The following is a 12,639-nucleotide window of genomic DNA, read 5'->3' as shown; positions in this document are numbered from 1 at the left end:
CGTTGCACTACGCTTTCGCACAGAAAACATTTGTTGGCCCAAAGCCTCGGGCGGATGTCACAAAATCGGGAAAGAGTTCTAAAAGGATGTTAGCCGTTATCGTATCCATGCGATAACGGCTAACTGACCTGCATCGTATAGGCGTAAGCACAAAGCCGATTTCAGACGTATTGTTTATCTGCACGATAGCGGCAATTATGCTAAAGCATGGTTGATTTAATTCAAACAATCACGAGAGTTTTCCAGAAATTTCCTCACCAATTTTTTTACCATTTTGAATACACGCACCTATGCCTACTCCAAAATAAGAGCAGCCCGCTATTGATAAATTTGGATAGTTTTTCTCAAGTTCTTGTAAGAGCCCTTGCAACGCTTCACGATGTACCAAGTCGTACTTCGGCATCTGGTCGATCCATTTTGTTACGTCAACAACAGTTGGTTTTTCCTCAATCCCTAAGCTTTTTCTTACATCCTCTAGAGCAACAGTTGCTAACTCTTCATCTGTCATCATACGCAATCGCTCATACTCAGGGTTAATGCTCTTATAAAAAAGTCGCACAAGTAATTTTCCTTCTGCTGAGGTGTGTTTCCACTTGCGACTTGTCCACGTTGCTGCATTACATACAACATCCGAATTATGTGACACAATATAGCCTGTTCCATCTGCTGGTAATCTATTATCAGGTATATCGAATCCTAAATAAATCGTAATTGCGGATGCAGTATTGAATTGTTCAAAATAACCATTCAAAGATTCATCCTTCAACAAGCTTTGTACTGATTCATTTGGCAATGCCATTACTACATGATTTGCTTCAATTATTTTACCGCTTTCTAATGTAACAGAGTATTGATTCTCCTGCTTTTTAACACTAATAGTGGCAATCCCTTTTATAATTTCTACATCCGTTAGTGTTTCTTCAAGTCGATCTATTAGTGATGATAAACCATTTTTAAATGATATAAATTTTTTATTTGCAGCTTTCAAAAATTGTTCTCTGTTTGCATCGAAACCTTTAATAATACTACCGTAATCGTTTTTATAATCGATTAAATACGGTAAAGTAGAAGCAATTGAAAGTTGGTTTAGATCTCCAGAATATACACCTGCAAGTACGGGCGCTATTTGGTTTTGAACAAGTTCCTCACCTAAATAATACGTTAAAAATTCTCCAATTGAACTTTCCTTTGTAAACTCTTCATTTGGCATTGTTAAATCCTTTAATGCTTCTTTTTTACCTTCCTCCGATACAAGCGTACTTTCCTCAAGTGATTGTATGCTCATAGGAATACCGAACGTTGAGTCTGCTGGGATGGCATGTAGCTCATTATTTGTGTAAATATACGAAATACCTGTTTCGTTGTACGTAAGATTTTGTTCAAAATCAAGTTCCTTTACTAACTCTATGACACCTTTATGACGCGCCACAATGGAATCTGCTCCTGTTTCCATGATGAAGCCTTGTTCATATGCAGAGTGAAGCTTGCCACCAAGGTATGTATTTTTTTCAACAAGCACAAGTTTTACATCTAAGTTTTTCTCCTGAACTTGGCGTTGTAAATAATGCATCGTGCACAATCCCGTAATTCCGCCACCTAATACTACAACTGTTTTCATATTAACCGCCCCTATTTTTAGTTCTTTATTCAGTATAAACTTTTTTTATCAAAAATTACGTTAAACCCTTTACAAATTTAGCAAAAATGGAGCTATCCAGCGCATTGGATAGCTCCATTTCTTTCTATATATTCGTGTTTCTACCTAAAGGATACTATATATTAACAGTTGATATAGTACTATTTGTGCCCTAAAGTGAGTAGCATCTAAAAAAATAGGAATCAACAATTTTCTTCGCCTTTTGCTTATCTCTTCATTAATTTAAATTTTGTGCAAAGCTAGCTAATTTTCCAGCTGAATTTTTCACCTCGTTAAAGGCCATACCTAATTCACTTAGTACTTCCACTATTGCTTGTACTTCTTTTTCCATCCGACCATTTTGATCTTTAGCCTCGGTCATAGCTTCTAATATGTTATTAAATTGTCCTTCCGTTTGAACCATATTTTCCTCACCAGAGGCTACCTCTTCTTGAATATTACTAAGCGAATGAACAAGTTTATCTGTCCGCTCATTTGTTTTATGCAGTAACGTCGCTACCGATGTGACAGATTCCTTTGTTTGAATCGACAGTTTCCGTACTTCATCTGCAACAACACTAAAGCCTTTACCCGCTTCTCCAGCACGAGCCGCTTCTATTGCCGCATTTAAAGCCAACAAGTTTGTTTGGTTGGCAATATTTGTTACAACATTCATAATCGATTCCATTTCCTTCGACATATCTGTCAACTGTGCAATATTTTCCGCTATATCATCAAGCGAATAAATAATATTACTCATATTTTGCGATTGACTCTTTAGTCGTTCACGACCTTCTAATGCCTGACTCTCAGCCATAGTCGAAACTTGAAGTGATTTTTTCGCTAGTTGTTTAATCTCATCTGATTGTCCACTTAAGAGATGAAATGAATTGTTCGTTTCCTGAGATATTGTGGCAAGACCTTCCGAAGACTCTACAATTTCTTGCTCTATTGCTTCTTTCCTACGTTCCATTTTTTCATGAAGTTGCTCAATTGTGTGCTCAAACGCCTCTAAAACTAACTGTTGCTCAAAATTAGAAATTTTTGAGATAGCACGAATTGTATTCAGTTGATCCATAGGATGACTAACATGTTCTTCAACTAAGTCAATAAATGAAGCCGTCAAATCTTGAAAAGCACAAATATACCATTGTGTTTTAAGTCCGATATGGACGTGTACCTTGGCAATTTTAACTCGTCTTTGATAAAAATCATCATCAATCGTACCATTAAACATTTCAATAATATGACGTCGTAATGTAATTTTCAGCTTCTCCACAGAACTATGTCTATTAATAATATCTACTAGACTACGTTCAGTTCCAATCATTTCATAAAATCGATTAACAATGTTATCAATATTGCCTTCTACAAAAGGTTGAAACGCTTTTAAATATTGTAAATCCTGCTTTGTCAATTTGATCAAATCAATTTGCCTTTTTATTGAATGGCGATGAGCTATATCCATTGTTACAATGTATTGCTCTAAATCTAACGCCGTGGTCTTTCTCTGTCTTTGAAAGATCACACATTTCCCCTCTTTCATACCGTGTACTTTTAAAAAGCTGAGAAAAATCTAATTCCGTCTACCAAAAATATAAGAGGTCAGGAAGGCTCCATCTGTGACATTACTCCCCAAGTAGTCACCCATCCTTCACTCCAATCAACTTATAATGTCATCCCTAACTTTTAGTGATAAGCCCAGGATGTTAGTTAGCCATCATTATCTACTTACATTATTTATGACGCTGATTTCTGTTTCAGGCTTCAATTTAATAGATACTGTTACTAACTACTCTTTCAAAATCCCTCATATACCTTATACATTTTATAAATAGCTGTCAATTTTAAAATATACACATTTTTCCATATAATGTACAAAAGTACCTATTATCTTATTTATTGTCCAAAGCAAAAAAAAAGCTACCACAATACTTTTGGGTAGCCAATTTACATCATCTTTGTTTTTTTATGCTTACTTTTCCCTTGTTTTAGTTTGCAGTACTATCGCTTTATTATTCTACTATTTTTACAATCAGTAAATCATAGTGATATAAACCTATATACTGTTTCGAAATAAGCACTTAATACTCACATATAAATAGTTTATAATCGAATCTAAATGCCTATTATTTTTTAATTAAAAACACTTACATTCCTTTTAATTCTTGCAGTAAATCTGCAGCTTCCTCACTTCCTGCATTTGCCGCAAGTCCATACCATTTTATAGCCTCTTTAATATTCCTAGCTATTCCTTCCCCTTTATTGTATATGTGCCCTAGTTGTAATTTAGCCTCCAAATCACCTTGAAGAGCAGCCTGTTTAAACCAATGAATACCCTTTTCAATATTTCGTATACCTGTTAACCCTTGGCTCCAAATAAAGCCCAAATCATAAAAGGCATCGATATGATATTGCTCTGCAGCCCTTTCATACCAATATAATCCACGGTTCACATCTTTAGGTCGCCCTAGGTGTCCCTCTAAATAAATTCCCCCAAGCCGGTATTGTGCCTCAACATAGCCAGCTTCTGCAGATTTTTTATAGTAGCTAAATGATTGCTCATCGTCTTTGTCGATTCCTAATCCCTGCTCGTAAATAATTCCGAGCGTAAACATGGCCTCTGCCACACCTTTTTGAGCGGCGAAGTCGAACCATTTCTTCGCAAGTACCAAATTTTCTAGTACCCCTTCACCATTAAAATACATATCTGCTAAATTATTTGCAGCATCCGGATGCCCTTGCTTCGCGGCAGCTTCATACAATAAAAAAGCCCTATTATAGTTTTCTTGAACACCTATACCTTCAAAACAAAAATTACCAAGTGCATATTGTGCATCGGCATTGCCTTGGGATGCTGCTAACTCAAACCACTTTACTGACTTTTCTGGTTGGAAATATTCGCCGTCAATTACACTATAATACTCTCCAAGCTGAAATTGCGCATCGGCATCCTGATCCTCGATGGCATCTTTGTATAAGTCGATGATTTCCTCATGATCTAGATCTTCTTCGTCAAAGGCCTCAACCTGTTCATTTTGGTGAACAAAATACCATTCCAATATATCAAGTACATCATCAACAACTTCATTGCAATTAGATAACTTCTCCAGTGAAGAAATTTGCCAAATGAAAATATAGATAGGGAGTGGAATTGCTTCACGCAGTAAATCATCATATTCAGCTAAAAGCGTTAGCACATTCTCCTGTACTGACTTCGTCTGTTCTGGATGTATAATTTGTAAGTGTCGTTGTTGATTCTTTTTCAAGAGTCCTTGCACAACTTGATATAGTATTTTGTGCAAGGTTGTTAATTGTACTTGTTCGACAGTTATTAAATTTATGTTTTGCGCAAACCATGTATCTTGTGTTTGCGTGAGCTTTTGTAAGGATACAATTCGCTCTTTATTTTGCTTTGCTAAAATTTGCCCATACATTCATTTCCCCCCTTGCACACTAAAAAAGGCGCCTTGCCACTATTATATGGAAGACAGTTTGAATTTGGTTACACATATGCTCTCAAGATTAGTCCAATGAACAATGTAATGAACAAAAAGGCAGTGATATGTATCCATTTATACATTTCTAATAAGCCAATAAATTCACGTGTAAATGCATTAGGTACATAATAAAAGGCAGTCTTCGAACCAACACCTTGTGCATCAAGCTTTGCCTTTTTTGCATAAATACTTGCACGAAAAACATGAAAATTATTCGTTACGAATAAAGATCGATATTTTTTGCCTTGAGCATGCTTATCCATAATTTTTTTAGAAAATTCCATATTTTGTTCAGTATTTATCGATTGATCTTCCATTAATACTTTTTGACCTGGTATTTGATGTTCGTCAACTATATATTTTTTCATGGCATATGCTTCTGATACCTTTTCATCATGTCCCTGTCCACCTGAGACAATAATGTAAGGTCGTTCTCCATATTTTAGAAATTGCTTTACTGCCTCATCTAAACGGCTAGCTAAAAGTGGTGGCACCTTATCTCCAATTAGTCCTGACCCTAGCACAATAATATAGTTAGGCTCGTAAAGGATCGGCGTAAAATGATATAGAGTGGCATAGGCCATTATGCTTGTATATATAAACATTGTATAGCCAAAAACTAAAAACGCATAGAAGAAAAGAATATTCCAAATTTCATGTTCGATATTCGCAAAAAACACAAATACATACCAACTCATCATGATAAAAAAGCTCAAGCCAAAAACAGCTAACAATAGATTACGGACTTTACGTCCTTCTTTTTCAAGTAAAACCTTACTATTAAAAAACGTAGCTATCGATAAAATAAACATCATACTCGGGAAACCTCCAAGTATAATAACAATACCCATCTTCGGCATAATCCCCTGCTCATTTGGGAGAAATAAAGGGTGAGTAAATATTGTGCTTAAAATATACAACCCTAAAAAACCAAGAACTACTGCATTAAAAAAACGCCTTCTTTCCGTTATATATAACATTAAAAAAATTAAAATTAATAGTAAAAATGTTGAAATCATCGTCTCACTCCTTTCTTTTTATATACCATTTTTAGGGCTTATCATCATAACGTGGGATTGATTTCCGTCCTGACTTTGCGTTTGTCCAATCTCCACTACAATCAATTATATACATGAAACATACGTTACAATTAATGCACAGTGATGAGTTCTGACACTACTTGTCCAAATTTGCCGAATTGATGGAAGCGTTTATTTTATTTTTCGAGATGGTTCATGTAAAATTACTATTAAGAACTAGTTTATGATAAAAACTAAAAATTATATTGGAGGAATGTCAGTAATGAAAAAAATCCTTGCCGCTATTTTTGCAGCGACACTTATGTTTGCGTCTGTTGGTGCAACTTTATTCATCTCAGATACACCAACTGCAGAAGCTAAATCCTATAAGTCAGGTAAAAGAGGTTTCTCAAACAATAATCAAAACAATAACTCAAATTTCCAAAAATCTCAGGATAAAACAACCAAAGACCAAAATAATGCAACAACAAATAAAAACAATACAACTTCTACAAACAAAACGGATTCTACAGCTAAGAAAGGTGGCTTCTTCTCAGGTGGCCTTATGAAAGGCTTAATGCTTGGTGGCTTAGCTGGCTTATTATTCGGAAGTCTTTTCAGCGGTATGGGTATGCTTGGTAATATTTTAGGCTTATTGATTAATGTTGCAGCTATCATGGTGATCGTAATGCTAGTTGTAAAAATTGTTAATATGTTTAAAGATAAAAAGCGTAAAGAGGAAGCACAATGGCACAAATAATTAATGAGCAAGATATTATAAATGCAATTTGCTTATCACAAGCCTACTATAAAAACATTCGCCCTGAGGATGTACTTGTAGAACTAACATACGATGATGATACAGGCTTTGGTGCAGAAGTTGAAGTTAATGGTCAAATCGAGATGTTCGATACCTCAGCAATGATTGGCGCACTACGTGTATGGATTAAAGATGTCCTACATGGTGACCCTTTTTCAACAGGCATCGAACTCGTACTAGACGATGAGGAAGGCATTATTGCTAAACTATCGTAAAGAATAGCAGATCAATAAATCTTAAAGATTTATTGATCTGCTTTCTTAATTTTCAAGACGTTTTTTGCTTGTTCTTTCTTTTCTTCCTCAATTGAAAAGTCGACAATTGATCGACCGAGCATTATTAGCGTAATAAACATGACGCCTGTTCCAATAATTAAATAAATCATCGTAAATATCTTTGAAAAATCACTAGTTGGATACAGTCCCGTCTCAACACCAGTTGGAATTAAACTAACTACTGAAAAATACATGGCATCAAGCCAATGCCAACCTTCCGCCCCTTTATAAAACATAGTTCCTGAAAAAATGATAAAAAATAATGTTGTAAACAAAGATAGAAACTGCGGACGCTTGAATGACTTCCACATGCCTACTAACAATCTTTTCGCAGATAAAATAAATGATAGCATCGCATTCTCCTTTTGAAATTTTCACTTCAGCGTTATTTTCAAATCTAAATGGGTTCATCAAAATATCCACATGGTACACGTTTAATAATTTCCATTTCCAAGTTTTGATGATGAACCCTTAAATTGTACTAGATATTCATCGCAATAAAAATAACATATGTACACGTCAAAAGGTAGAGATTTCTATTTACATCTCTACCTTAAATTATTTTACTTCTTTAATAAACTGTTAAAATTCTCAAATATTTTCGCTGCATGGCTACGTTTTGTAGGAGCTTCGGGTGAAAATTCCCCCTCGTTACCTCTAACAATATCAAGCTCATATAACATTGTTATTGCATGTCTTGTTTCTTCATTGTAAGAGGCGATATCAGAAAATGGTGCATTTCCTTTTACAGCATAAGGTTGCTTTTGCTGAAGCTCATAAGCACGATTAATCATTAATGCTAATTGAGCGCGAGTAACTGGTAGTCCCGGATTAAACTTCCCATTCGTTCCCTTAATTAGCCCATGCACATAAGCTGCTGCAATTTCCGACTGAGTTTCAACATCATAGCTTGCTATGTCAGTAAATGGTGCCTGTTCCTGCGTTGTTAAGCCTAGACTTCTAACAAGCATTGTAGCGGCCTGTGCACGAGTAATATTTTGCTCAGGTCTAAACGTACCATCTGCGTAACCTTTCATAATGCCTTCTTCAGCTGCCTTCAGAATAAACTCCTTTGCCCAATGACTCTCTATATCAGTAAAGCTTAAAGTACTTCCTGTAGTAAAAGTAACTGTTGGACTTTGAACACTTTCATGACCAGCTAAATCAACCGCTTTAACAGCTACCGTGTATGCTGTATTCTCTGTTAAATTATCTAAAGTTATCGCAGTGGTCTTTGCATTTTGTGTGAATGTTAACTTACCATTTACATATATATTGTAACTATTGACACCTACATTATCTGTCGCTTCCTGCCAGCTTATTTTTACAGTTGTACTATCTTTCATATTTGCTTGAATAGTTTTAGATACATCCCATAACGTACTTGCTTTAATCAATGGTAAAAACCCATCGTTCGCTACTGCTAGATAGCCAGCTTCGCTTAAATGAATATTTTCGGGATTTGGTAAATAGCTTGGAACATCTTTTGATACAATATCGTACGTCGGTACAAAGACGGCACCCGCTTTTTCAACTGTTGTTTTAATCGTTGCATTCATAACTTTTAATAGCATTATAAATTGTTGCTGTAAATCCTCACTATAATACGGAAATGAATTATAATAGCCCATCACATAAATTTGAGCGTTCGGATTAAGTTTATTAATTTCTTCTAAAATAGCAGCAATATTTTTTATTGCCTCTTGAGAAGCTTTTAACATCGCTACTGCATTAATACCAGTTGTCTGAGACTCTTTTAAAATAGGTATTAAATCATTGGCACCGGCAGTTAAAGTGATAATTTCAGCCTCTTTAATAGATGTGCGAAGCTTTACCTTTTCACTTTGATAACCGAATCCTACCGCTGGCTTTTCCACATTATTTTGTATATCTTCTAATACATCTTTCGTTGTATAGCCTGAATAAGTAAACCCCTTATTGTAAGAAGTAATTAAACCATCTTGCTGTAAAGTTTGTGCAACGAAATCCGTATAACCTAACCCAATTAATCCAACCTCATTGATACCAAGTGCCAAGGAATCGCCAAGCGCTACATAATCTGCTTGAACTATCCAGCTTGGCGCTATGTAGTCTCTTTGTTCCTCAGCATTTACACCTATTGGTACTACTAGTTGTATTGCCAGAACGCTAGCCGCTAAAAATCGAAATTTCTTTGATAATCGCATACACTCACTCCTCCAATTTTCACTAATAACTAGTTTAATATAAACAGGGTGAGAATGGGTTAAATAATAAAAATCGGTATTTTATCCATAGTGTTTTTTTGATTTTCTTTCCGACGGGTGCTTTCTTGAGGCGTCGGGGAAAAAAGTGTTTTTTGCGCGAAAGCGGAGCGACAGCAGCAGAGTATTTTTTGCGCGAAAGCGGAGCGATAGCAGCAGGGTCTCATCTGTGCCGCTGATCCCAAAGAGCCGCCTAGTCGGAACGAAGATCCACTTATAAATGGCATACGTTAATGTCCTCCAAAACTTTTGGTGATGAGCCTTTTTTATTCCAGTTGTATCTTCCCATAAATGCCACCACCACCAACTTCGATTGCCAATTGCCCCGTTCTTGCTAAATCGATCATCTTGGCAATTTTATATGGCACGAGTTGTTCGAGTTGCTCTAGAGTAACTCGATGCAAGATGTTCATCTCTGTACCAAATGCTTGTACTAATCGTTCCATCATTTTTGGCCCTAATCCTGGGATAAAGTCTAATGGTACTTGGTGAATATATGGCGGTCGTACCCGTTTATCTGTAATTTGTTCTGAAAGCTCCTTAATACGTGTTGCAACACCTTTTATAATTTGCGTGCTTTGACAGTTTGTACAGATTGTTGCCGAATTATCAAGCAGCTCTCCACATTTTGCACAGACAGTTTGATGATATTTACCAAGCAAAGGATTTAAGCCATAATTAGCTATTACTGCTCTCCCTTGTTGCTCATGAAGCGCCATCTTAAATTCTGTAAAATTTGCATCAGATAGCCTTAATTTTTGATACTCACGTGCAATTTTACCAAGTGAATGTGCATCGGAGTTGCTGACAAATGTATATGCTTGCAGCTCTCTAATGTTACTCACCATTTCCGTATCAGAGCTTAAACCAAGCTCTATTGCATCTATAAGCTGAGGGTCAAATACTTCTGTTAAACTACGATGTACACCTTTACCGAACAAACTTTTAAATGGTGTAAAAACATGAGCAGGGATAAAAAGTCCACCTAATTCATGAACCTTTTGCTGCAATGTTCGACCATCACAATAAATTCGCTGAGAGCTTAAATGAATATTTTTCATATGATTAGACATCCAATTTGAAAATGCCTTCATAAGCAAAAGTGTTGGAAAATAGGCCAGTACATGAATTGGTCCACGGCAATGATGATCATAAATCTCAATTTCAGTACCTGGAATAAGTGTTGTTTCTTGAAAACGAAGCCCACCTTGTTCTAGCTCCTTCAGTTCGCCCTGCTTTATCATCTCTGCCATGTCATCCAGCACTTCTGGTGAATGGCAATCAATAATCCCGATAATATCAAGTCCCTTTCTTGTACTGGCAGTCTCTAAAATTCTTGCTAACGTTAACGTTTTACTGCCGGTAATTTTCACAGCACGTCCACTTGAAGTACGTCCAATATGAATATGTAAATCTGCATAGAAATCCTGCATCATTGTAACCCCCTATTATTTTTTTAGATAAAATAAAAAGCCTCACATTGCTGCAAGGCATTTTATTCTTAATTATGATGGATGATTGCTATTAGTACTATTGTTTGACTCGAAAGCACCCGAGCCCTGTGATGGCACTGTTGAAGAATCATATGCCACTAATGTCACTCCCATGTTCTTTTCTAGCTCATTAAGTTTTTCAAGCTGTTGTTGATCTAATTGTGCAATCTTTATCTCTTCCATTTTCATCAAATCCTTTCACGAATAAAGTTCCCTAAATAAGAACATATATACACAAAAACAATGACTGACTGTCAGTCATTTCCTTTGACTTTGTTTCTGCTATTTTGTAACATATTAAATAAGCAGGCTAAAAGCGAGGGATTTCATGTCAAAGGAAGAGAAAATTATTCAAGCTGCAATTGAAGTTTTCCGTGAAAAAGGAATTGAAAAGACAAAGGTTTCTGATATCGTAAAAGCTGCAGGTATTGCGCAAGGGACATTTTACCTTTACTTCCCATCAAGACTTTCCGTTATGCCAGCCATTGCGAAAGTTATGGTGGAAAAAATTATTACTGCTATTAACGATGGTATTTCAAAACAGGAATCTTTTGCAAAGCAACTTGAAAAAGTAGTAGATATAATTTTTTCCCTAACAGAGGAATATCGAGATGTATTTGCACTTATCTATGCCGGTATTACACAAACTGAGCATATGAAAGAATGGGAAAATATATATGCTCCCTATTACGAATGGATGAATAATTTCTTATTTGAAGCTCAACAACAAGGAACGATACGCACTTCTCTAAATACTACACGTTCTTCAAAACTTATTATCGGTCTAGTAGAATCTGCCGCTGAACAAATTTATTTGTATGACGACAGTGAGGAAGAATCAATTAGACTTCAAAAGCTTGAGCTGATCGACTTTTTACATCACGCACTCGGTTTACGTCACACCTAAGTGACGTTCTCTTTTACGCTAAAAATGACTGAATGTCAGTCATAATAGAAAGGAAATTAACTATGCAAAAAGATTGGATTTATGTTGGATTAACTAGTTTGTTTGAATTGTTTTGGATATTTGGCTTTAATGTTGCCTCTTCTTGGTGGCATTGGATTATTATTGTGTCCTTAATTGCGTTGGATTTTCATTTCTTATCGAAGGCTTGTGAAAATCTACCAACAGGCACAGTTTATGCGACTTTTGCTGGGGTCGGTACAATTGGTACTACATTAATGGACATTTTTATTTTTGACGGAGAGTTTAATGCTATTAAAGGCATTTTCATGTTTATTTTAGTACTTGGTGTTATTGGTCTTAATTTAGCAGATAACCCTTCAAGAGATCATGATGAAAAGAAAGGAGTTAATGCATAATGGGTTGGTTACTTGTTTTATTAGCTGCAATTTCAGAAATTATCGGTGTTATAGGTTTACGCTTTTATAGTCAGAACAAAACTTTACGCAATTTATTAATATATGTAGGCGGCTTCGGAATGTCCTTTGTACTTTTATATGCATCCTTTAACTATTTACAGTTAAGCATCGCCTATGTAGTTTGGATTGGTATTGGTACAGTTGGTGCTGTTCTCGTGAATATTATATTCTTCGGTGAATCTAAAAACCTGACTCGAATTATTAGTATCATCGCCATTATCATTGGTGTTGCAGGCTTAAAAGCAATATCTTGATTCGGTTTGATTTTAT

Annotated in this window: 13 protein-coding genes; 5 read left to right on the top strand and 8 right to left on the bottom strand. The window is 35.8% G+C overall.

Annotated elements, in window-relative coordinates; genetic code table 11:
* Positions 1 to 229 precede the first annotated feature (229 nt).
* The 4 genes from ACFVT8_RS22920 to ACFVT8_RS22905 form a co-directional block, all read right to left on the bottom strand.
* Positions 230 to 1,618 (bottom strand): protoporphyrinogen oxidase, encoded by a 1,389-nt coding sequence (locus ACFVT8_RS22920; protein ID WP_387085866.1) that lies wholly within the window; start codon positions 1,616 to 1,618, stop codon positions 230 to 232.
* Between the two features lie 256 nt (positions 1,619 to 1,874).
* Positions 1,875 to 3,164 (bottom strand): protoglobin domain-containing protein, encoded by a 1,290-nt coding sequence (locus tag ACFVT8_RS22915; RefSeq protein WP_387085863.1) that lies wholly within the window; start codon positions 3,162 to 3,164, stop codon positions 1,875 to 1,877.
* A 622-nt stretch (positions 3,165 to 3,786) separates the two neighbouring features.
* Positions 3,787 to 5,073, bottom strand: a complete 1,287-nt coding sequence (locus ACFVT8_RS22910; protein ID WP_387085860.1) for an SEL1-like repeat protein — start codon at positions 5,071 to 5,073, stop codon at positions 3,787 to 3,789.
* 68 nt (positions 5,074 to 5,141) lie between these two features.
* Positions 5,142 to 6,155, bottom strand: coding sequence for a YdcF family protein (locus ACFVT8_RS22905; RefSeq protein WP_387085857.1), 1,014 nt, complete (start codon positions 6,153 to 6,155; stop codon positions 5,142 to 5,144).
* A 283-nt stretch (positions 6,156 to 6,438) separates the two neighbouring features.
* Between ACFVT8_RS22905 and ACFVT8_RS22900 the strand changes: the two genes are divergently transcribed.
* A complete protein-coding gene (locus ACFVT8_RS22900; protein WP_387085854.1) occupies positions 6,439 to 6,915 on the top strand; it encodes a hypothetical protein in 477 nt (158 codons plus the stop codon).
* On the top strand, positions 6,903 to 7,190 hold the full coding sequence (locus ACFVT8_RS22895) for a DUF2653 family protein (RefSeq protein ID WP_387085851.1): 288 nt from the start codon (positions 6,903 to 6,905) through the stop codon (positions 7,188 to 7,190). Before ACFVT8_RS22900 ends, ACFVT8_RS22895 begins: the two co-directional genes overlap by 13 nt.
* 29 nt (positions 7,191 to 7,219) lie before the next feature.
* Here the strand turns inward: ACFVT8_RS22895 and ACFVT8_RS22890 are convergent, their stop codons facing one another.
* The 4 genes from ACFVT8_RS22890 to ACFVT8_RS22875 form a co-directional block, all read right to left on the bottom strand.
* On the bottom strand, positions 7,220 to 7,603 hold the full coding sequence (locus tag ACFVT8_RS22890) for an ion channel (protein ID WP_387085849.1): 384 nt from the start codon (positions 7,601 to 7,603) through the stop codon (positions 7,220 to 7,222).
* A gap of 210 nt (positions 7,604 to 7,813) precedes the next feature.
* Positions 7,814 to 9,436, bottom strand: a complete 1,623-nt coding sequence (locus tag ACFVT8_RS22885; protein WP_387085847.1) for an S-layer homology domain-containing protein — start codon at positions 9,434 to 9,436, stop codon at positions 7,814 to 7,816.
* Between the two features lie 323 nt (positions 9,437 to 9,759).
* Positions 9,760 to 10,926, bottom strand: a complete 1,167-nt coding sequence (locus ACFVT8_RS22880; RefSeq protein WP_387085954.1) for an endonuclease Q family protein — start codon at positions 10,924 to 10,926, stop codon at positions 9,760 to 9,762.
* Positions 10,927 to 10,998: 72 nt separating this feature from the next.
* Entirely contained in the window at positions 10,999 to 11,169 is a 171-nt protein-coding gene (locus ACFVT8_RS22875; protein ID WP_387085844.1) for a hypothetical protein, read from the bottom strand.
* Between the two features lie 145 nt (positions 11,170 to 11,314).
* On the opposite strand from ACFVT8_RS22875, the gene ACFVT8_RS22870 reads away from it, so the two are divergent.
* The 3 genes from ACFVT8_RS22870 (at position 11,315) to ACFVT8_RS22860 (ending at position 12,623) form a co-directional block, all read left to right on the top strand.
* Entirely contained in the window at positions 11,315 to 11,893 is a 579-nt protein-coding gene (locus tag ACFVT8_RS22870) for a TetR/AcrR family transcriptional regulator (RefSeq protein WP_387085841.1), read from the top strand.
* 62 nt (positions 11,894 to 11,955) lie between these two features.
* A complete protein-coding gene (locus ACFVT8_RS22865; RefSeq protein WP_387085838.1) occupies positions 11,956 to 12,309 on the top strand; it encodes a DMT family transporter in 354 nt (117 codons plus the stop codon).
* On the top strand, positions 12,309 to 12,623 hold the full coding sequence (locus tag ACFVT8_RS22860) for a DMT family transporter (RefSeq protein ID WP_387085835.1): 315 nt from the start codon (positions 12,309 to 12,311) through the stop codon (positions 12,621 to 12,623). The genes ACFVT8_RS22865 and ACFVT8_RS22860 overlap by 1 nt, the downstream gene beginning before the upstream one ends.
* Positions 12,624 to 12,639 lie beyond the last annotated feature (16 nt).

This window comes from Lysinibacillus sp. NPDC058147, assembly GCF_042884205.1.
Lineage (GTDB): Bacteria > Bacillota > Bacilli > Bacillales_A > Planococcaceae > Lysinibacillus.
This window is presented reverse-complemented; position numbering and strand designations above follow the sequence as displayed.